This window comes from Ardenticatenales bacterium (assembly GCA_020634515.1).
Lineage (GTDB): Bacteria > Chloroflexota > Anaerolineae > Promineifilales > Promineifilaceae > JAGVTM01.
The window spans coordinates 329,684-350,720 of record JACKBL010000007.1; the positions used below are offsets into that span (position 1 = coordinate 329,684).

19 protein-coding genes are annotated in these 21,037 nt (G+C 53.7%); 5 read left to right on the plus strand and 14 right to left on the minus strand.

Going from position 1 to position 21,037, the window contains the following annotated elements:
• Window positions 1–48: 48 nt before the first annotated feature.
• From H6650_18845 to H6650_18855, 3 genes are all read right to left on the minus strand, one after another.
• Window positions 49–510, minus strand: a complete 462-nt coding sequence (locus H6650_18845) for a hypothetical protein (protein MCB8954067.1) — start codon at window positions 508–510, stop codon at window positions 49–51.
• A complete protein-coding gene (locus H6650_18850) occupies window positions 498–818 on the minus strand; it encodes a type II toxin-antitoxin system Phd/YefM family antitoxin (protein MCB8954068.1) in 321 nt (106 codons plus the stop codon). Before H6650_18850 ends, H6650_18845 begins: the two co-directional genes overlap by 13 nt.
• A gap of 97 nt (window positions 819–915) precedes the next feature.
• Window positions 916–1,644, minus strand: a complete 729-nt coding sequence (locus H6650_18855) for a hypothetical protein (GenBank protein ID MCB8954069.1) — start codon at window positions 1,642–1,644, stop codon at window positions 916–918.
• Between the two features lie 460 nt (window positions 1,645–2,104).
• Between H6650_18855 and H6650_18860 the strand changes: the two genes are divergently transcribed.
• Together H6650_18860 and H6650_18865 are read left to right on the plus strand one after the other, a co-directional pair.
• Window positions 2,105–2,335 carry a type II toxin-antitoxin system Phd/YefM family antitoxin gene (locus tag H6650_18860; protein MCB8954070.1) on the plus strand — a complete coding sequence of 77 codons (231 nt, stop codon included), beginning with the start codon at window positions 2,105–2,107 and terminating at the stop codon, window positions 2,333–2,335.
• Window positions 2,332–2,718 carry a type II toxin-antitoxin system VapC family toxin gene (locus H6650_18865; GenBank protein MCB8954071.1) on the plus strand — a complete coding sequence of 129 codons (387 nt, stop codon included), beginning with the start codon at window positions 2,332–2,334 and terminating at the stop codon, window positions 2,716–2,718. The genes H6650_18860 and H6650_18865 overlap by 4 nt, the downstream gene beginning before the upstream one ends.
• A 126-nt stretch (window positions 2,719–2,844) precedes the next feature.
• Here the strand turns inward: H6650_18865 and H6650_18870 are convergent, their stop codons facing one another.
• The 10 genes from H6650_18870 to H6650_18915 all read right to left on the minus strand — a co-directional run bounded on the left by H6650_18870 (window position 2,845) and on the right by H6650_18915 (window position 16,466).
• Entirely contained in the window at window positions 2,845–3,939 is a 1,095-nt protein-coding gene (locus tag H6650_18870; GenBank protein ID MCB8954072.1) for a hypothetical protein, read from the minus strand.
• A 3-nt stretch (window positions 3,940–3,942) separates the two neighbouring features.
• The gene (locus H6650_18875) at window positions 3,943–5,427 is read right to left on the minus strand and encodes an AAA family ATPase (protein ID MCB8954073.1); all 1,485 of its coding nucleotides are present in this window, start codon (window positions 5,425–5,427) and stop codon (window positions 3,943–3,945) included.
• Between the two features lie 9 nt (window positions 5,428–5,436).
• Window positions 5,437–8,067 carry a TIGR03986 family CRISPR-associated RAMP protein gene (locus H6650_18880; GenBank protein MCB8954074.1) on the minus strand — a complete coding sequence of 877 codons (2,631 nt, stop codon included), beginning with the start codon at window positions 8,065–8,067 and terminating at the stop codon, window positions 5,437–5,439.
• Window positions 8,068–8,075: 8 nt separating this feature from the next.
• The gene (locus H6650_18885; GenBank protein MCB8954075.1) at window positions 8,076–8,597 is read right to left on the minus strand and encodes a TIGR03984 family CRISPR-associated protein; all 522 of its coding nucleotides are present in this window, start codon (window positions 8,595–8,597) and stop codon (window positions 8,076–8,078) included.
• Entirely contained in the window at window positions 8,584–10,089 is a 1,506-nt protein-coding gene (locus H6650_18890) for a hypothetical protein (protein ID MCB8954076.1), read from the minus strand. Before H6650_18890 ends, H6650_18885 begins: the two co-directional genes overlap by 14 nt.
• A complete protein-coding gene (locus H6650_18895; protein MCB8954077.1) occupies window positions 10,089–11,699 on the minus strand; it encodes a hypothetical protein in 1,611 nt (536 codons plus the stop codon). Before H6650_18895 ends, H6650_18890 begins: the two co-directional genes overlap by 1 nt.
• Window positions 11,680–12,450, minus strand: coding sequence for an RAMP superfamily protein (locus H6650_18900; GenBank protein MCB8954078.1), 771 nt, complete (start codon window positions 12,448–12,450; stop codon window positions 11,680–11,682). Before H6650_18900 ends, H6650_18895 begins: the two co-directional genes overlap by 20 nt.
• Entirely contained in the window at window positions 12,447–13,619 is a 1,173-nt protein-coding gene (locus H6650_18905) for a hypothetical protein (GenBank protein ID MCB8954079.1), read from the minus strand. The genes H6650_18900 and H6650_18905 overlap by 4 nt, the downstream gene beginning before the upstream one ends.
• Window positions 13,620–14,141: 522 nt before the next feature.
• Window positions 14,142–15,410, minus strand: a complete 1,269-nt coding sequence (locus H6650_18910) for a DUF1887 family protein (protein ID MCB8954080.1) — start codon at window positions 15,408–15,410, stop codon at window positions 14,142–14,144.
• 195 nt (window positions 15,411–15,605) lie between these two features.
• Window positions 15,606–16,466, minus strand: a complete 861-nt coding sequence (locus H6650_18915; protein ID MCB8954081.1) for a CRISPR-associated protein Csx14 — start codon at window positions 16,464–16,466, stop codon at window positions 15,606–15,608.
• 248 nt (window positions 16,467–16,714) lie between these two features.
• Here H6650_18915 and H6650_18920 point away from each other — a divergent pair, with 248 nt between their 5' ends.
• The gene (locus tag H6650_18920) at window positions 16,715–17,932 is read left to right on the plus strand and encodes a hypothetical protein (protein MCB8954082.1); all 1,218 of its coding nucleotides are present in this window, start codon (window positions 16,715–16,717) and stop codon (window positions 17,930–17,932) included.
• 49 nt (window positions 17,933–17,981) lie between these two features.
• On the opposite strand, the gene H6650_18925 is transcribed toward H6650_18920, so the two are convergent.
• Entirely contained in the window at window positions 17,982–19,025 is a 1,044-nt protein-coding gene (locus H6650_18925) for a hypothetical protein (protein ID MCB8954083.1), read from the minus strand.
• Window positions 19,026–19,560: 535 nt separating this feature from the next.
• Here H6650_18925 and H6650_18930 point away from each other — a divergent pair.
• Together H6650_18930 and H6650_18935 are read left to right on the plus strand one after the other, a co-directional pair.
• Window positions 19,561–19,845, plus strand: coding sequence for a hypothetical protein (locus tag H6650_18930; GenBank protein ID MCB8954084.1), 285 nt, complete (start codon window positions 19,561–19,563; stop codon window positions 19,843–19,845).
• 149 nt (window positions 19,846–19,994) lie between these two features.
• The gene (locus H6650_18935) at window positions 19,995–20,960 is read left to right on the plus strand and encodes an IS630 family transposase (protein MCB8954085.1); all 966 of its coding nucleotides are present in this window, start codon (window positions 19,995–19,997) and stop codon (window positions 20,958–20,960) included.
• The last annotated feature ends 77 nt before the right edge of the window (window positions 20,961–21,037 follow it).

Sequence of the window (21,037 nt, forward strand, 5' to 3'; positions counted from 1 at the left end):
GGTTAAACTGATGTCGAACAGGGGCAGGAATGACGGTCTGGCCATAGTTTAGATCCTTGCATTCGCTATAAATTCCGCAGGTGTCCAAACAGGCACTGGCGTTTTGTTTCGAAAGTGACGTGCATTCCAAGTCACAAAACTGTCAGCCTGCACTTGCTCAGTCAAATCCAGAATCAAGGCATCCATGTACGGCATTTGAACAGTCTGCATACGATTGAATGGACGGGAAAACATTAATTCATACCATGACAGATAAGAAATTGGCGTGACGGGAGAAACGGGCCAGATAACTTCTAACTGATAGGCGGCGATGAGCCAGGTTTGCCACTGCTCTAAACGTTCTGGCGACAGGTTAAAGGAAAGCTTCCCTAATAATTCCATCAAAGTATAGAGCGTAATAGCGGGAACGGCCGTTTGCACTTGCTGCAAAAAGAGCGCGTTATCAGCCTGCCGGGCATCGGACTGAAAAGCAAACGCCAAGAGCAACACATCCGTATCTACGACGACCATGCACGTCCTCGCAATTCACCCATGACGTCATCTAATGACGCTTCGGATTGATTTTGCATCTCCTGCCGCACTTGAGCAGCAATTTCTTGACCTCTGATTTGCGCCTCTGGTGAACGGTCTGGCAACATTACATAAGGTCGATCTGCTTTGGCCTCTGCTTGTAAAAGCTGTTGGTATCGTTGGTAGCTAAGAATGGCTACACGGGGTTCTCCGTAACGTTCGACCACTACTTCGTTTTCAGTTAATACCTGGTCCATCACGCGGCCAAAATTCTGCTGCACTTCACTGGATTTGAGCATCAAGGGCATCTGTTCACCTCTTAATCTTACCTGATTTGTCTATGTTAGATAACATTATAGCAGAAAGGGGGAGGGGTGAGCAGGCAAATGGTGATGAAATCGCGGATTATGCCGGCATATTCACGGATGGGAAAAAGGTTGTATCGATGCGGATAGGCTCAGGGATAGCTCCTGGGATAACCTGACCATCCGCGTCACGCGGCGCTTTCATGTACTGTAAATCGGTGTTCCGGGCCAGGCAAGCCAGCGTCATGCCCGCCGTCATCGGTTTCAGGCCACCCGTGAGATCAGCGATTAATTCTTTTGCCGGCAGACCGCCGGCCTGACTAGTGGCCCGTGTTAGCACTTTGGTGACCACCTCATAAGTCGATTTCATCTCGTCAGGATGGACCACGTAATCTGGGCTGCCGTGGAACATCCGCACGCGGTCGCCATACCGTTTCGCCAGGGCGGCGGCGACAGGCAGTGACTCAGCCGTGGCAATAAGCCAGCACCGCTTTAGGGCGGGCAAATGGTACTCGATGGCGTGTGGCGCGGCGGCTTCGGTGGGGCCAACGAGTAGAACCAATCCCTGGCGGGGAGCGGGCTTGTGTTCCTCGGCTATGGCGACCTGCCCCACGGAGGGGCGACTGATAGCCGTATAGAGAAGGATAACCACCGCCACGCCCACCGCCACCGCCGCCAGCCAATAGCCACCCTGAAAATGAGCGGGGTCGTTAGCCAGATCATAGGCCGCTTGCAACGCCAGGGTGAGGGCGGCGGTGCCGATGATGTAGAGCGGAATGGAGCGGGTCGGGTCAAAAAAGGCCAACCAGCGATTGCGAAGGGTTTCCATTAGCGTTCCTCGATTTTCACGTCAAAACCAGGGCCGTTAATTTCACTGAAAAAACCGGGTTTTTCGAGTGCCCGGCCAAAATTACCAGAGTGGTTCATGTGTAAAAACCCGGTTTTTGGCCTTTTTTCAGTAGAGTCATTTTTGTTTTATTGCAATTCGTGTATCTTCTCAATAAAGGGTGGGACTGTTGGTTGAGCCTGTCGAAACCAATGGCCTTCGACAAGCTCAGGCGGCGTTTCCCTCGAGATATTGAGGATATACCAACTCGTTGATTAGGATTGTACATGGTTGTGCTTTTCAGGCGCTACAGGCGATGGGTGGTTATGTGGGGCCGGATAATGCCGGCATCTGGCAAGGGGGCGGGATAAAGCTGAATCAGGAATTGTGAGAGCGTGGGTGTCCCAAATAAGACAACTGCATAGTCGTTGGCTAAGTCAAATGACCAGACTAGAATAGAGTCATGACTCAAGTAACCATCCATGAAGCAAAAACACACCTCTCCAGATTAATCCGGCAAGCGCTGTCGGGAGAAGAGATTATCATTGCCAAAGGCAATAAACCCCTGGTGAAACTGGTTGTGCTGCCAGAGGCACAGCCGGAGCGACGATTGGGAGGAGCAAGCGAAACGATTCTGGGGATGGCGGATGATTTTGATGAGCCGTTGCCGGAGTTGAGCGAATATATGCCATGAATCTTTTGCTTGATACCCACGCCTTTCTGTTGGACATCTGGGGCAGTGAAAAACTTAGCCCGGCAGCCAGCCAGGCTTTTCTGGAGCGAAGCAACACGCTTTATTTGAGCGCCGTCAGCTATTGGGAAATTTGTATCAAACATAGCATTGGCAAGCTGGCACTGGCTACCGATTGGCAAGCGGTGTTTGATCGGGAAATTGAGGCGAACGGTATTCGCCGGCTGGGGCTGGAAAAAGAGCATTGTCAGGGGGTGGTGGAATTGCCGGCCATTCACGGAGACCCTTTTGATCGGTTGCTGGTGGCCCAGGCCAGGCATGAAGGGCTGGTTATCCTCACCCGGGACAAAAACATCGGCCTGTACGGCGTCGAAACATTATGGTAGAAAGGTATCCCCGTAATAACCACTTTAGCTTTTACAAAACGGCCTAAGTCATTACAAAACCATAATTTCATTTCCGCCACCGTGTACGACTCTGGGCTTTGGGGACAATGGGATAGGAAACTCTACTTACCAGTTATGTGGATAAAGTAAAATCCTCTGTACTAGCCGGCCTTGCCAAACCGCTTCCTCTGGATCTTTTGTCTCCTGCTTGCTAATTGGCTCATACTCCTCCACTGTATGTATTCGCCAGTTGCCTCCTTCACTTATCACCGTTCTTAAATACCGAACCCTTATCCGGGTATCATTTGGTATATCAATATCTATTTTCTGTTGAATTTCTCCTGCGCGTTTCCAAAACTCAGGCACCATATCCACAGCGTTGCTGACTACAAAGACATTTATTTCACTGACGCGAGTGCATTTCCCCCCTTCATACTCTAAAACAGCTCCCAGCTTCTTGTTAAAGAACTTCGTTACGTTTTCTTCATCTACCAGCTTGTCAGGGTTTTCGTGGTGTTTACATTCAGCTATCCATATCTGCCGGTTTCCGTTTTCATCTACCATATAGCCATAAACATCGATTTCACCTGATCCTTCCGCATCTTCAACAATTTTAGGCGTTTTCGGATAGCAGCGAGGGCAGCCAAAGCAATCTCGAATAATTGATTCCACTTTGCTTTCAAATAGTCGATCTGCATCGCTCTTATCAGGTGTTTCAATTAAAGCCGGATAATATGGCTCTGCATCATTGGCAAATACCACTTTCAATTTCGGAATCTCTTTGACTAATCTTGCTCGGCAATCCGGATCAAACAACCTGTGACACGGATGAGCCGCATTTTCTGGCAGCAAAACCCTTAATCCCAGTTTGGGGACATGTGCAGCCATGCCAATTAGTATCTGTTCAAGAGGATCATTACACTGACAGCCGGGATGATCAAGCAGGCTCTGAACACTATATGTGAGATGCGATGGGTATCGCAAAACATCATCTCGAATTTCTACAATCAGGTATTGAAGCAATTTTGCGGCAGAAGTATGAGCATCAGTGTCGAGATGTGACAGTTGAGTTTGCAGCATTTCTGCATAAGCCTTATCCAGTGCCCTTTTCTTATCGAAAGCGAATTTATAATCCTTGCGTCGACTAAATATCCAATCAGCCAATATTTTCGTAGCTGCATCTGGGAGAGCGAAAACGTCCGGCGATATAGCGATTATCATTATTTAATCCACCTCGGCTCCTGCTAAAGTAAGGGCAATTGCTTCTTTGAGATCATCAGCAAAGAAATCTTTGAAACCAACAGGCTTTTCTCCAAACTCACCGGATCGTTTGACCTGAATGGGATGAACTTCACTCTCTCCCTTTTGGGGATCGCGGTCAACAAAATAAACCGCCAACTGATCGGGTTTCAGTCGCCAAGATTTTTTGCTAACCAAATCTCCTTTATTGGCGGCGGTCTCCGCAACCCACCTTCGCAGCCTGAGCAACAAGTGTTCACTGTGTGTTTCCAAAAAGAAACGCACAGTGTTTGTTGATTCAAAATCTGGTGGATTAACTGTTTCGACAAACAGGTCACCAAGTTGGGCTTGTGCTCCTGGATGTAAATGAAGTTCAGGCTGTTCGATTACTACTAACGAACCTTGCCGCGCTAACAAACTGTGAATCAACACAGGTAGCACTTGAGACGCGCCATAACCAACATCCAGCAAATTGATAGCGGGCGGTTCTTCACCTGGCAGTTCACGAAATTTGACATTAGACAGTTTCAAGTGTGGATGACGATAGACCACTTTTTCCGGATCAACCCTGTCGGCCAGTTTAAGTATCTGTAGCCATTCATCCAGTCGCTGAAAGATTTCAGCATCTGCACTCCGGTCTAACAAGAAGTCGAGATACGATCCCAACCCTTTTTGTCGCCATTTCTGTTGCGTCACAACATCCAGATTAAATACCCGCTCAGGTTCAGGACGGATTGGCCCCAAATATTCAATTTGTTGCAGAAAGATGGCGACTTGATGACACACCTCATCCAAAACAGCTTGCACGGCGGCAACATCTTGCAGGGCTGGTGAATGCGGCTGGGAAGCGACAACACTCAACTGGGGCATGAACCCTGACCGCATTTCCACATAAATGGCTGGCCAGACAGAATCTGGCTGGGATTCATGTCCATGTAACAGGTCGCTGCTGAAGTACCAACGTTCTCCCCTTTCAGCCTGCTGATCCAGGCTCCATTCTTCAGCAAAGAAAAGGGTGGGTCCTTCTTCCTGTGCTGCCTTTACCCAGGGCAAATCTATCTGGAAAGAGGATAACGCGACCCATTGTCTGGCATCATCCCATCGAAAACCCAGGCGCAATTCGGCAAAAGTTTCCTTTATTGGCTCACCCTGCCACAACCCCACTGTTTTGAGGACATCGAGAGCATCGGTTAGATCACAGCGAAAGGAAAAAGCCAGTTCTCGTTCTAACTCTTGCTTGTGGATGGTCTCTTGAATGGAGCCTAAGTCAACCCCATGTTCTGTAACAAAAACCAGGTGCCGATCATTTGCCGGGATGTCTAAGCTTTGGCGCAGCAACCGCAAAGCACGGAAAATGGCACTCTTGCCGGATGAGTTACGCCCAAATAAAAGCACAATTGGGCGGAGTTCAATCCAATTGGTGTCGGCAAATGCCATAAAATTTTCCAGCCGAATGGCCTGAACGGTCATTGTTTCCTCCTAATCCATTAACCGGATGTTTCGGGCTTCCAGTTGACCTTTCAACCCTTTTTTCAAGCGGAACTGAACCCGCTCACCAACATTCAGCGTCTCCAATTTGCCAGAAATATCCCGGCTATGGAAAAAGATAGGATCATGGCTGCCATCTGGCTGGATCCAACCAGATGGAGATGGCGCTTCAAAAACAGTGACTTTGCCGGTCAGATAATAAGTCTTGGCCGGGGCGCATTCAACTCTTTCCCGGTCCATATCTACAGCCAGTACAATACAAGCTGCCTTATGTCCCAATTGATATTGAATTCCACCCAACTTATCATTTGGAATCCATCCCAATACATCTTCATGCCAGGAAGAATTCTCAATTTCCAGAAAGACATCACCTTTGCTGTCTATGTGATATACAGAGCCAGTAATCATGGTGTGAATCAGAGATGGAGGTGTATCGGAGACAGGTTTGGCCGGGCGAGATGGAGCTTTGGGTGTCGGGGTTTCTGTTCTGGACGTTTTGGTCACCGGTAATTGTGATTCAATGCTGGAGGGACCAATGCCAGGTGTGGTATTGCCGGCAACTTGCAACGGATCCCCCAACACCGGACGTTCCTTAAACTCATCCACGGTCTTGTTTCTGCCTGAATCCCGTTCAATTTCCATATAGCGGGTTTGTTCCAGCCAGGCCGCATCCCCTTCCCGCCATTGCAACATGGCCAGCAACATTTTTATTCGTTCCATCTCAGCCAGGTGAGTTGCTTGTGGCCCAATACCACCATCAACCAAAACATACTTTTCAAAAGCCTCTACATAGGCTGTCATCTCTGCCGTAGAGGATGCACTTTTCCAACGTTCCCCCTGAAACAGGGATTGGTAACGCTCCTGTCTGTTGATCAGGTTCAGGGTTGGCACGAGGGAAACGGCCCCCATGCCTAAAGGTTTGCCCATGCCCAGTTTGTGGCAATAAGTGTGCCCATCTGTTACGGGCAAAGACAAAGCCCAGCACAATGCCCCCAATTCCTCTTCCCGCAAATTGTCAAAATGAATTTTGAAAGTAAAGCGCACACCAGGACTGATGGGCCGAATGCGGGTGAGCTGCTTTTCATGTTTTTGCTCTTTGGCGGTGGCTTCAATACTGGGTTGGCGGCCTTTGTGCCAGTACAGTTTGTACCCCCGAATTTCCGTTTCGCTGGGGGATGTGCCGTAATGGGCCAGGTTTTCCTTGCGATCCGGACTGTGTCCCATCCGTTGATTTTGCACCAGATAATGTTGGAAGGTAGTTATTTTAGGGCCGGATAGGGTGTGGGGAATGATGGCATCCTTGCTGTGCCAGACGTCTTTCTGGTCTGGCAGAAGATGGGCATTGCCAATAAAAACACGCCCGGCCCTTTGTTCCGCTGGCCCCACCCTTTCTCCCTTTTCATCTTGTTCTTCGACCCAGCCGAAAATGGCATCAGCCAGATCGGGCTGCTCTGACGTGCGCAGGTGGGATGGTACAAAGTCCAGGGGTCTGGCAGCTCTGTTTTCGCCGGGGAGGGTCAAAAATGCCGGCACTCGGAAATTGGGCGAGTGCCCAAACCACTTCACTTTCTTACCATCAGCCACATAAAAAACCGGGGCACCATCTTTGAGACAACCCTGCTTACCCCCCCAATGATCCAATTTTTGCTGAAACGGTGTCAGGCTGGCCAAATAATCCTTGATCGTTTGCTCCTCAATGGACAGTCGTTCGGCTTTCCTGTTTTGCAGCAAAATCAGAACATGGCTGCGGCGTGGCGCTTTCTGCCGGGGAGTACTTCTTGACTCATTATCATCCGTCTGGGTTTCCAGCATATTGCCGGAACAAACCAGAACGCCTTCCTCCCGGTAACGGCCACGGTCACCAATCTGGGTAACGGCCAGATAATTGCCACGTGCCCCACGTTTGTTTTCCACCTCAAAACTGACAGGATACCAGTTGGGTTCATAATTTGGGCTGTTGAAACGTCGCAGGCCGGTGATATCTTTGCCCCCTATCTGCCGTTCCTTTACTTTGAGAAAGCTGTCACCTGTTGACCACCCTTTTTCTTGCGGTGTCTGGGCCGGCTCGATAAACCAATTTTCCCCTTCCTGTTTCAGGAAACCCGCCTGGACATTTTTGCCCAATGCGCCAATGATGTCCCGATAGGGATCGCGCAAGGGATCGTCTTTGGAGGCGGCTACAGCCCGGTAGGTGAACACAGGCTGGTTGCCCACCCAACGGATGCGCCCATAGCTGATGATCTCCACCAGTTGGCGAATCATCCCGCGCAAACTGCTGCCGGGGATGACAGGCAGGGGGTGACCATGACTGTTCTTTTCACCGGGAGCAAAGAAGGGGGATTGTTTTTCCTTTTGTTCAGAGGTTAATTCGTCTGGCCCTTTTTGCCCAAACGCTTTGTAATCGCTTTCGGTCAACATGCCACGAATGTAGAGTGGGGAGCGTGTTTCCAACTGGCATTCAATCCAGCCGCTCAGTCCCTGATAACGATCCTGATCCAGGGGGGCGGCTGCCGGCGCGACCCGTGCCGGCAGTGGGACAAAGTTATAGGGCGCTCTGGCCCAAATCTGATTGCGATCACGGTCAATACGGGATTGGGTGGGGTTGTCGTGCTTAATAGCCATTTTTCCTCCTAAGCCGCATCCAGCGAAACCAGACGGCTGAGGGCAATGTGAGCCTGCCCATTTGAATCAAACTGGATGTAATGGCGGATGGTTAATCGCACCTCTTGGTTCTGTCCAATGGATAATGGAACCGCATGATAAAATCCCTGAGCGCCTTCTTCCATCCAGGTAAAACCATTCTCTGTCTTTTTGCCCTGGCCCCACAGTAGATAGGCCTCGTCCTCAACCTCATTGGTTTGGGCTGTGCTGTCCGTTAACAAGCGGTCCTGAAAGCCATCGTCATTTTTCCAGAGCAACAGTTCCCCGTCTTTGCCAAAGAGGCGTAGCTGTTGCACCGTAACGGCTCGCAGCGGGATGGCCAAATCGGCAAAAACATCTGCGGAAGTGATGAGTTGCCCCTGATCATTCACCTTGCCCCAAATAACGCCATCATCTGTGTGGGCGAGCAGGTAAGTCAGATTATGTGTCTGGGCCTGTTGAACCAGCCATTGACGGGGGTTTTCTTCAAATGGGTGTTTAGTTGCCATCATTTTCCTTCCTTGTGGCCGGCTGCCAGGCATGAAAGGCGGTTACATAGCTTTCCAGTTCTGTGGCTGTACCCTTCCCGGCTATCTTCATTGTGCTATCAGGTTGCTGGTTCAATTCCCAGTGCTGGTCTGGGAGCAACAGATGGGCTGACTCTCCCTGAAGCCGTCCCCGCCCCACGCTCCGTTCCCCACCGAGCGGCAAATCACCAGTCCACAAATCTTTGAGAACCAGCAAAAGTAATCCTACCTGAGCCTTGAAGAGGTCGCTCTCATCGGCCCATTGCCGCAGTTCAAGCTGAATGGTCACCTGGTTTTTGCCATTGGCGCTGCCAAAGAGGGGCTGCTGGCTGAACAATGCCTGGGGATAGGCGCCGCTGGTAAAGCGGTCAATTTTGACCCGGCTCTGCACCAGATGGTCAATGGGGTTTTGTACTTCGGTTTCGGCCATGAGTACCCGGCTGCCGCTGGGTTCGTCGTTGGCTTTGCGAATGCGCCTGCCAAACATCTGGTTGACCAGGAGACGCCCGGCATCTTCTCCCTTGACGGTAATGGCGATCCGGCGTGCCCGGCTGCGAATGGCTCCGGCCAGGCTGGTTCCGGAGAGAATGGGCCGGTCTTTGCCCTTGCGCCAGGAGCGCAGATGAACCATGTCCACCGGGTTATCACCAACACCGTCTGAACGGATGAGAAGTGAATCGGGCAAGGTGAAGGTGGCTTTGAGGTGGAAGGAAATGCCGGCATGTTCTCCCGGCTGCGGAACCCCCAACAAATGGCAAATATCCGGCTGGTACGTTACTTGCCGGTCTGCCGCTTCACTCAACCAGCCTATCACACCCTCAATCTGGTTCATTGGATAACGGGAGACAGACCAGCCTGTAATCTTACATTGTCCATACCCCCGTCGTTTTCGCCGTCCCAGGCCAATTTGGCCCGTTTCCAGCCCATGGAGGGCGCGGGCCAATGCCGACAATAACATTTTGTCCTCATCTGGCAACCACAGTTCAAAATGCAAATCAAACGTTGTGCCAGCAGCCAGCAACTCTATATCGAACTTCTTTTTGTCTTCCGCCGTACCCGTTTTAGGGTCTATGGCCACCCCATCACGAAACTCCACCGGCTCTCCCGTTTCGGGCAAAGTACCCAGGGCATCATCAATAGCCAGCCAGCTTTGCACCGAGCTGCGCTGATCGGGATTTGAATCATCCAAATGCCCAAACAGCCTTTCGGTCAGGGATTTCTTTTCCTTAGCTGCTTTGGGGTTTTCCTGCCGGCCATAGCCTCGTTCTGCTTCCCACAAATAACTACGCAGTGCCCCGGCAATGGAAGCACCGGTGAGCAATGGGCGTTGCCGTTCCACTGAATCGTAGAGCAGGGCCATATCTGTTGAGCCATCCTTGTCGCCGCTGCCAAAGGAGGCTGGCGTCTCCAGCACCAATTGCCCGCGAATAAATATCCGTTCGCCGACAGTGCGGCTCTTTTTCGGTTGGGCACTCATCAGCTATTCCCTCCTTCACGTTGTTTTTTGGCAAACCGAACAGCCTGACGCAGCACGTCTTCGATTAAGCGGGCCAGGGTGCGCTGGCGCAGTTCCAGGTCCATGGGTGCTTTGACACCGGCAACTGTAGGCATTTCCCCCACCCAGTTCAGATTTCCCCCCTTCGCCTGCTGCTCAATCCAATTCCGGAGTTTATCGCCGCCCATTCGGGCATCCTGCCACTTCCGTTGGGAAAGATCAGATTGCTTTTCAAAAAAGGTGAGTACTTCCCGCAAATCCCCCTTATACCAGGCCCGCCGGGCGGCCAACCGGGCCTGCGAAAGCTGGGAAGCAGCGGGCAAGCTGCGAAATCCCCGGCCCGTCAGGGTATGTACTTGCTCAACCAGCTTCATTTCGATCTGGTTTTCCAACTGGCGCTGGGCCATCCATTTGGCTAAAGCCTCGCTGATGGGGGTCAGCCGTTCCGGCAGTTGAACGGCAACCTGCGGAGGTGGCGGTGATTGCACTATCCGTTCTGTTTTGGTATGCCAGTTTACGGCAATGCGTCCATACCCTTCCACCCGCCGCTCGCCAATGCCGGCATCCACCATTTCCCGCAGCGTCTCATAATACTTGCCCGGAAAAGCCATCACCGTGCCAGCCTCAATGGTTAACGCCTGTGGTAAGGGCAAGCCCCATTTGCGATTAAACCCCCCGGTCACATTTGTGCGCCGAAACGCTTCGATCTCATCTGGCTTAACCCCCTCAATCAAACCAGCTAAATCTGCGCTTATTTGTCCATCGCCATTCCGCCAAATGACATCGCTCAGGCAGGTAAGAATAGCTGCATCCTTGAGTTCGGCCTGGGCAAACATTGCCTCAAGGTCCTCAAAACTCATATCCTTTGGATCAGGCTCCTCCTTTTTCTCCTCATCGTACTCTTTCCAGTTGGCAGAAAAAGCTACCTGGTCAATCTGCACCCGGCCATAACCACCGGTGTGCGCCCCGCCCAGATTCCATCCCCCTTTTTGCAGCAGTGGTTGAATCCGTTTTTGCAGCAGATCGGAATCTTCGGCCACAATCACGCCAATAAATTCCTGACCAGGGGCGATGCTTTCATAGCGGAAGACATTGCTGCTGTCTTGGTCTTTGCGATTGGCGTCCGTGCTGGTGTTATGCACCATGATGTGCATGGTGGGCTTGATCAACTGCACCCCTTTCTGATCTATCCAGCAATAGTTGTCTTTTCCTGGAGGTTTGGGTGGCTCCTGTTTGCTCCAGTCTGGAATAGCGATGGCAAAATCATACAATGATGTACCAGGAGCCAAATCAGAAGCTTCATCTTTAGGCAGCAGCCATGAGAGGGGACGGGGCAAAGCGCGTACTCCCGTTTCTGGGTGGGCGGGATAGGCATTGAGATATCGCACTTGGCCATTAAAGAAGAGGTCGCTGGCGGGGGAAGTGCCGGCATCTATCTCTCCGTTTTCCTTGATATATTGGGCAATCACCGCCCCCCGAATGGCGCTGCCAGACAGGTAATTGAGGGAAACACGGCTGTTTGGCTCGCCGCTTTCTGCTTGCCCCAGCAACACCGGTTCCAGTAAACGGATTCTAAACGTCAGCGCATTCACGGCGCACCTCCTCAGCAAACTTAGCAAGCCAATTACTGGTAACCGCCTGCACGGCAACAGGTTTATCAGCATCCCAGCGATACATGGGTTGATCAAACAACGCCACTTTCACCCGACCCAACCCCCGGTTACGGCTTGTGCCGACTCGTGTTAAGGCACAAACTACCGCCGCCAGCAATTGTTTGGCACGAGGGTCTGGCTGTTGATTGAAATTCAGTTCAGCAACAAACAGGGTTTCCCGCACAATCACACGCATGGCCCGCAGACTGTTGTGTTTGGGGGCACCGGTTTTCCCGTCCATGGCCGTTTGCCGGCGCACATCGGTCAATGTTTCCAGGTTTTTTTTTCGCAGCCGGCCCCACTCTGCTTCCAGGGTAGTTGGTTTGTGTTGATGCTTGACGGAAAGTGTACGAAACTCTTCCTGAATGCAGGCACGTAAATCTGCCGGCAGTTGCGCATCCCCCACCTGCATTTTCGCCATCTCCCCTCCGCTGCCGGGCTGACCAAACAGGAAATCTGCTGCTTCTTGCCACAGTTCAAGCGCACAGCCACTGCTTTGCAGCCCATACAAGACCTCAGCGCAGGCTGCGTTTAACAGCCCCTTCAACGTTTTGCCACTGAGATAGGGCAATCCATAAGCGTCATATTGCACTTCCGCATCCACCATGCCGGCCACCCCATCCCCCCGGCCAAAAGTGGTGTCACTCAACAGCGTAATGCTTAACCACAAATGTCTATCTGGCTCATTCATTCTTCCGCCTCCTTCTTTTTGTCCAGCCGCACAAAGAAATCAATTGCTTCGATGGCGTCAAAATAACCACAATCTTCCCCGCTCCAACCGCTGGTCATCATGGTTGGACTTTGTCCGGGAATTTCGGGCAATTGTTTCTTCCCATGCTCATCCTGAATGTCATATTGATTGAGGAAAAGCGTTACAGCCTGATCCCCCCGGCGCAGCGCCTCCTGTAGGGCCTTTACCTTGTTGCGCCGCTGGTGCCAAATTTTGTTTTCCTGAAATTCGCAAGTTAATTTTTTGAAGTTATCCCAGGAACGCCAATAACGACTGCCCTGCGGCGGCGATTGTCCCAAATCGTGCCGTACTGGACGCATGAGCAAGCTTTTGCCATTATCGGCGGTGTACTCTCTGTCCCGCAGTTGCGCCAAGGGCAAAATGACTCCGCCGGTGGCAAAGTGCCAATCTATCGTTACCCCCTTATCATTAGCGGTAATTCTCTTGATGGCTTTTTTAGCCGAACTTGAAAGGTCATCTGCCAGTTCATAGGCGCGGGAGAAGGGGTAATGGTTTTTGACCACGGCAATGCCGGCACGGGCATAGAGCGGATCTCCGATAGAATCGGGTTTGGGGCCGGGCAAGGGGGTCTGCGCCAATGTTTCCAGATAATGGGCCGCCAGCGACAACCCCAAACGGCCATCACAAACAAAGGTGGTGTCATCTCCCCCAAACACCAGGGGGCGGAAAGGGAGATAGCGGATTTCATTTTTCTCCGGCACTTGCACCTCACCGCCGAAAGTGTCTGTGCGGGCATCATAATTGTCCAGCAAGAAGCGTACCGTTTCCCGCAGGGCATGGAGCGCCTGTTCGTTGATTTTTTGGCTCAGCAGGCGTACCTGCTGGATGTACTTTTCGTTGTCCGCCGCTCTGGGAAAGGCGTCACTCAGGGCGGCAAACCGTTTCCCCATGCCATTGCCATCAGCATGGACGACGGCGATATAAGAAGCTTCTCCCCGGTCGCCAAAGAGGGTGAAATCGGACAGAAATTCGTCCACGATGTCAGTGTCCAGAGGAAGTGAGCGTTTTAACCGATCATTGCCGTTTTGAGTGGCACAGAGTTTATGTTTGATGGCCGTGGAAATGCGTTGTCCGTTTTCTCCATCATCATTTTCTCTGTCACGCTTCACTGCCGGCATTCCCGTAAACACACACGCCGCCGTCACCCCCAGCCCCAATAAAGGGGTATCTCCGGAACGGGCCTGTTTGCGCAGGGCCACCTGTTGCCGCAAGGCCACATGTTTTTGAGAAAGGGCGTCACGTTCCCAATTGAGAGGACAATGTCCCACCACCAGGGACAGTTGCCGGGCTTGCTGGATCGCTTTCAGGCTTAGCTGTTGCACAAAGGGGATGGCGACGTCATCGGGAATGCCGGCAAACAGGATCAAGGCATTGCCACCACGGGCATAAATCACCTCTGCCTCGTCATCAGCAGCCGCAGCCACGGGTAGCCATTCCCTTGTTTTCTCGTCCTGCCGCAAATTATGGCGCTTCCCCATTTCATTCAGTGTATTTGCCACCCAATCCTGCGTCACCTGCCGCACCAGCTCGGAGGCCCCGATGTTTTGCTGCAAATTGTTGCTGCCAAATATGTAGTTTTGGATCCCGGTCACTTCAATATGGGTCAAGGTTTTTGTGGTCACGTATCCTCCTCATAGATTGGTAGTGCGCAGCCAATCAGCCAAGTGGCGGGAAAGCTCTGGCAGTTCTGACTTACCAAAAACCCGAATCTTTCCCTTCGCATCCCAACTCCGCATTAGCTCCTGTTCTAACAAGCGAGCATTATCATAATAGCAAACTAACGCAACCCGGGCTTCATCGCCGCCCAACTGCCTGGCCCTGACATAAACTTCCAGAAGATGTTCCTTTACCGTGCCTTTCCTGTTCTTCCCATCCGATACCATGCAAGATAAGGCGAAAAGCTGGTAGCCAAACATCATAGCATTATCCAAATCAAGACTCATGCCTAAACCTGGCTGTTTGTACTGGAGCCCCACACTCACTTCAACCGGAAAATCATTTTGTAGTTGGCGCAGCGATGCGTGGACGTATGCCTCCAGCCAGCCACCAATGAACCATTTGGCGCAAGATGGCAGGGAGGGTTTGTGAGGCAACAAAATGCCGGCAATACATTCTGGCGTAGCTGTTCCTCCACATAAACCATCCATGGCCGCCCGCACCCCACTCAATAACGGGTATTGGGCTGGATCTGGTACGGCGCGAAGTTTTTCGTCAAACATCCACTTCCGCCAGGTTTCCACGCCTATCGGGGTCATGTGTAAATCCAGTAGGGCACGGCACAAGTTAATCAGTTCTGGGACATCATCTGTCGTTGCCCATTTTTCCTGGTTATTCGTCGGCGTAAAATTGTGCAGGGCAGCAAGTTCATCGACATTTAAGGCAACAGCCTGACGGATTGCCGGCATTTTCAATACCGAAAACTCCGCCTCTTCAACACCCCTTCCTCCATCAATGCGCAGCGCCAGACATTGGGGATCAAGGTAGGAAAAAACAGGTGGAGGAGATTTTTGTTCCCACTTGGCGGACATAACCCGATAAGTATGAATGGCCATGGGTTTTGTCCCACCCGTATAGTTAAATCCAACTCGTCCGGGTGGATGCTTGTCTATTTCCTTGAGGATTTCTGCAATCCGATTCTCTATGTCCAGATTGCTCACGGTAGGAACAGGCTCCAGTCGTATTGTCCAATCACCGTTTTTTTTCTGCAAGGCATCCTCAAGATTTTCGGCCAACTTCTGCGTGCTTGGCTCCTTGTCCTCGCCCTTCGAATGAAGCAACCAAATGGTAGCTGTTGATCTGGCCAACAACAAGGCTGATACCAGGTTCGGCAGCGGATTCCCCCCTACCAACAAGAACAGGTGATCACTTTTGAGTCTGTCTGGAATCGTTTCCAACGGCATTTCTCTCCTCTCTACCCAAACCCGTCACAATATCCACAAACACAACAGCGCCAGACGGCGAAAAACAAAACCTTTGGCGCTGCATATCTTTCAAGCTGCCCATCTTAACGCCTCATGGAAAATGCCGGCATCTCCCGGCCAAAAACCCGCTTTTATCTTTATCCCCAATCCTATCCCAAATTTCCCCCTCGCGAATCAGGAACTTCCCCTAAACAAATCCTCTCGCCAGTAACGGCCCAACATCCGCATCATTGCCCCCCGGCTGGCCCCCTGGATACCGAAAGCCTCCTCCAACTTCCGATAAACCGCCTGCAACTGACTATCCACCGTTCTCGGCCGCTTCCCCAAAAAGAGCGCAATCTGCTCATAAGTCCAATCAGGATTCAGCGTCCCCAGCCGTGCCACCTCGCGCTCCTTCGGCGTTAATGTCTGCTCAACAAAAGCAACTACCCGTTGCGCCCCTTGCGCCTGCTTTCTCATTTGCGCCGCCCGCACGGCAACAACAGCCGAATCAGCCCGCCCCACCTCCGTCAGTGCGGCAGGCACATCACTCCAACCGAGGACGGGAATCGGGATGAGCAAAGCCCTGTCTTCCGTTTGCAAGTGCATTCGCCGTTCCGCCAGCAACGCGCCAAAAGAGACCAGATGCCACAACCGGTCCTCCTCGTCAAAAAGCAGTTGCGCCGTCGTCATACCATAGACGGCCATCACCTTTCGCCCTCCGGCAACGCAAATATGCAGCCGGTGTCCCGCCACCTTGCAACGGCGCGCCTCTTCGTAAATGGTGGCAAAAGTCGCCTGCGCCCCCAGTTCATTTTCAATATCGGCTAACGGCTCGCCAGAAAAAGTGACCGCAACCTCCCGGTAATCCAGGTGGGGATACTGGGCGATCTCTGGTCGCAGACGAGCAAGCGCGGAGCGGGTTGGCTCCTGGCGCGCATCGGTGTGAATAACGCGGAGTACCGCGACGGAATGCCCCGCGGCGGCCAGCAAATCAAGCACAATTGTCACGACTTGTGCCTCGCTGCCAAGTGTGGCTATCAGTGCCTCCGCCATATGCGCCTGCCTGTTTGAGTAGTGAACGACTAGATTGGACCAATTTCACCAGAGAAAATGGGTCCAATCTGGCTTAGCAGTTACAGACTGTTTAAGAAATCGGCGGTATAATGTCCGCAAAGCTTCTTCTCGCCTGCCAGGGCGTATTGTACAGGAATGTGGGAAATGGGCTGATGCCGGCATTTTCCCGCACCTCACCCCAAAATCAAAACAACCTCTCCAACCGATCAACCCCACGGAGAAAGGAAATGCACATCCCATTTCCCGCCATCTTGATCGGGGGGCCACCCAATTCGGGCAAATCCTTGCTCACCTATAGCCTTACCCAAGCATTGCGCGCGCGGCAAACAGCCCACTTCGTCATCCGCGCCGCCCCCGACGGAGAAGGCGACTGGTCTCACCAGATAGACCGCACATTAGTGCAAGAACTGCGGTATCCGGGCCAATGGAACCCGGAATTCGTCACCCACATAACGGCGGCCATCCAACGCCGCCACTATCCCCTGCTGGTGGACGCCGGCGGCAAACCCAAACCGTGGCAAGAAACGATCTTCCAGGCCTGCACCCACGCCGTTCTCCTTATCGGCAAAAACCAAGAACAACCCACGGTGCATCAGCAACACCTGGCGACGTGGCGGGCCATCATGCGGCGCAACCACGTGCCCATCATCGCGGAACTATTCTCAGATAGCACAACCGTCTCCACAGCGACAACACGGACACCCATATTGCAGGGCGTGTTAGGAAAGATAACGCCCGGTGAGATGGACGGCGATGTTGTTTTTGTCGCCTTGCTGCGGCTGCTGCAATCTATTTTCGCCTTTTCGCGCCCGGCGTTGACGGCGGAAAATTTCGCGACGGCGCCGACGCAGGTTGTCATGGACCTGGAAATGTGGCCGCCGCCGGGGGAAACGGGCATCCGGTTCTGGAAACCGGAGATGCTGCCGGCATTTCTCGCCACCATCCCGCCCCATGCTCCGCGCTCCCTGTACGGACGCGCGCCAAATTGGGCCGTAACAGCAGCGGCATTGCGGGGAATGCCGGCATCCCTCTTCCTATTTGATCCCCGCTATGGCTGGATCGCCCCGCCCGCGCTCACCCTGCATCCGCGCCACGACTTCCCCCCACCCGCGGCCTGCCAAAGGGGCTGGTCCGTTGCCAGTCAAATGGATGGCAGCACCTGGCTAATCGAGATGGGCCGCGACAGTCAGTACCTGGACCTGTACCAACCGCAACGGCTGCCGCTGCCCCAAATGCCGGCATCCAGCAACATCCTCCTCAGCGGCAGCCTCCCCCAATGGCTACTCGTAGGCGCGGCCCACCGCTATGCCCCCCACAGCCGCTGGCTCGCCGTCTACCAGCCACCCCTTAGCGGCGCGGTCATTGTCCACAGCAGCGATCCAGCCTATCCAGTAGGAACCTTATTGCGCGAACCGGATCTCCCCTGCCTGTCCGCCGGTGACTAATACAGGGAATCCTTTAGCCAGAGGCGTGAAAAAAAGACCGAGACAGCACTCATGCGTGCGCTGCCGCCAGGGCGTACCACATCCCCCGCTGCGCCGCGCCCCCGCCCCCACCCGGCCAATAAACGGTGGCCTTTGGCTGGCGACTGAACGCGCGCGCGGCGGCCGCCCCCCGGTCATAGTACCGTCGTCGGCGTGCCGCCATCCCCTCCTCCGCCGCCGCAACGTTGCCCGCGTCCCTTGTTTCACGCAGGTCGTCTTGTTGGCGCGCCAACTTGAGTCGGCGATTGAGGTGTTTCTGGCGGCCCCGCCCGCGGGGAGCGTGGGGGGCGTGATAACTGTTGGGCAACTGCCAGGCCAGGTAACGCTGTCGCCGTCGGCCCTGGTAGCCGCGATAATCCTTCAATGTAAAGAGCGCCTGCCCTTGTTCCCAGGCCAGCTCTTGCGCCGTTTCCCCATCCAGGCAGGGACCGATGGCGTAATTGGTCTGGGCGTGGACATGGGCGATTTTCTCGTATTCCCGTTGGCAGCGCCGGCTCACCCCCGTCACCCGCACCAGCGTCTCGCGGGCAATCGGCTTGCTGCCCGGCTGCCGCTCGCTGCCCCGCCCACTGTGGAAGCTGGCGTAGAAATGGGCGCGCACCACGCCCATGCTGGCCGTGAGGCCCGTCACGGGCAGTTCGACGGGACGCCCGGTCAGCCGCGTCACACCCAGGGACAGGGCCACTTTCACCGTAGCCCGCAGCCAGATGCGCGTTGCGTCCCGCTGCCAGAACGTTCCCTCCCCGGCGCGCAGCACCTTGCGGAGTTGCCGCCAGCCGCAGATGCGCAGGGGGGCGTCTGCGCGCGTCAGCCTCGCTCGCGCCAGATCTATGCGAATCCATCCGCGGCCATCCTGGTCCAGATGCTGCAGCAGCAGCCAGAGGCGGCCGGGCGTGGCTTGCTCCTGGCGCAACATAGCCAGGGCGATGTCGGGGTACAGGGTGATGGCGGCGGGGGGCGTGGGGGGCGCTGGCGTCTCTGGCGGCGGCGACGCCGGCGGGGTGATGGCGGGCGCTGGCGGCGCAGGGCGGCAGTGAGGGCGTGGCTGCCCCACCCCAGGTGGTCCGGGTGGGCGGCCATGAAGGAGATAGTAGATGGCGACGGCATTTCTGCCTGTTCCATAGCACGCCGATCTACCTCGTGCCGGACCTGGACCTGAGCACGTAAGGCAAGAAGTCTCTGGTTCGCCGCTAATAGCGACGGTGACAGGGAAGACGCCGCGTCCACCATGATGCTGCACAATAGCTTCGGGCTGTCAAGACTATGGGTGCGCGGGATTTTGTTGACGGGAACTAACTCCAGCGCCAAACCTCTTTTGTGGGCCAAATGTCTCGCCGCCAAGGATGGTCAGGCGCCGGACGATAGGGTTCTCCCCTTTTCCTGTCTGGTTGTGGCGGGTGTGGCTGTGATGAAACAGGCGCTACCTTGACTGAGGCAAAGGTGATTGGCGATGCTGAAGGGCGTTGCCGTTTGGCCTGGGCCCGAAACGCAGCGCGTCTTTGTTGCCAGTGGGCGGTGACAATTTGTGACCAACCATCCGACCAACGCCCATTACAGACCAGGTTACGCAGGGCCAACAGGGGGTCAACATGATGTTTCGCCCAACGCATCCCCGCCTGTTTCATTTGGCTGTGTACAACCAATTTGTGGCTGCTTTCTACCGAGCCAGAACCAATGGGAAAGCCATGCGCCTGGAAGTGGGCATAATCAATCATCTCCGTCCGTGTTTGCAAGTAACGGCGGGACTGGTCAATGAGTGCCCGTTTTTCATCCCCCTCGACGTGGTATGGCAGCAGGCAAATATCCGCTATGGTTCGTTGCGGTGGTTTGAGTTGATGGGCCATCCGTGCAAACCATTGCCGAAACGGTTCTGAACCCTCGCCATATGCCACCTGGCCTGCCGCGGCCACCGCATCTAGTACACCTTTTCAAAAGTTTTTCGACTTCATGATTAGCAAACTAATGGCATGTTAACAATCAAAGGGCATCATTAGTGTATCGACCACCCATTACGGAGGCACTAATGACACCCTACAAGTATTATATCCATCTGAGCGGCAAGGAAAAACAAGAACTGCGTCAACTCAAAAGCGTCGGCAAAACAGAACGACGCCTCGCAGACCGGGCCCGTATTGTCTTGTGGACAAACAAGCGGGTTGCTGTTGCTGAGATTGCTATCCGTTTGGAATGCCATCGCAGTACGGTCATCAATTGGCATCGTTGGTTTTTACAAAGGCGGGCTGCTGGACAAGCAGCCACCGCCTGTCTGCAAGATGCCCCTCGTCCTGGTCGTCCCGTGCAGAGAACCCCCTTGCAGACAGCAGAAATCAAAGCGGTGGTCTGCGAGCGTCCGGCGCTACTGGAGAAACCATTGAGCCGTTTCTCGCTCAGTGAAATACGGAACTGGGTCATTGAAGCGGGCATCGTGCCGCACCTGAGTCTGAGTACCTTGTGGCGATTGCTCCATGACGATGCCATCCGCCCCTGGTTGTATCGTCTCTGGTTGTTTCCCCGCGACCCAGACTTCCAAGTCAAGGCCGAGCGAGTGGTGGACTTGTATCATCGCCAATGGCAAGGGTCTCCCTTAGGAGAGCAGGATTATGTCATCTCTGCCGACGAGAAGTCTGGCTTGCAGGTCTTGGAACGACGCCATGCAACCGTACCACCCCAACCCGGGCAGGCGGGGCTGCTTGAGTTTGAATACAAACGACATGGGACCGTCGCTTATCTGGCTGCCCTGGATGTTTTTCGGGCAAAGGTGTTTGGTCAGGTGGGGGATACAACAGGTATTGTCCCCTTTGGTCAACTGGTTGATGCGGTGATGCAGCAAGAACCCTATGCTTCCGCTTCCCGCGTTTTTTGGATTCTGGATAATGGTTCTTCCCATCATCCCCATACCTCTCCCGTCCGTTTGCAGGCCGCTTATCCCAATCTGGTTGCTGTCCACCTGCCCACTCATGCCAGTTGGCTTAACTTTAGTTTTCCGTAAATGGGGTTTGAATTTTGGTGCTTCAAACCCGAAATCAGGCCTTTGCGAGCCGGATAGCTTCGTATCCAGGCGGCAAA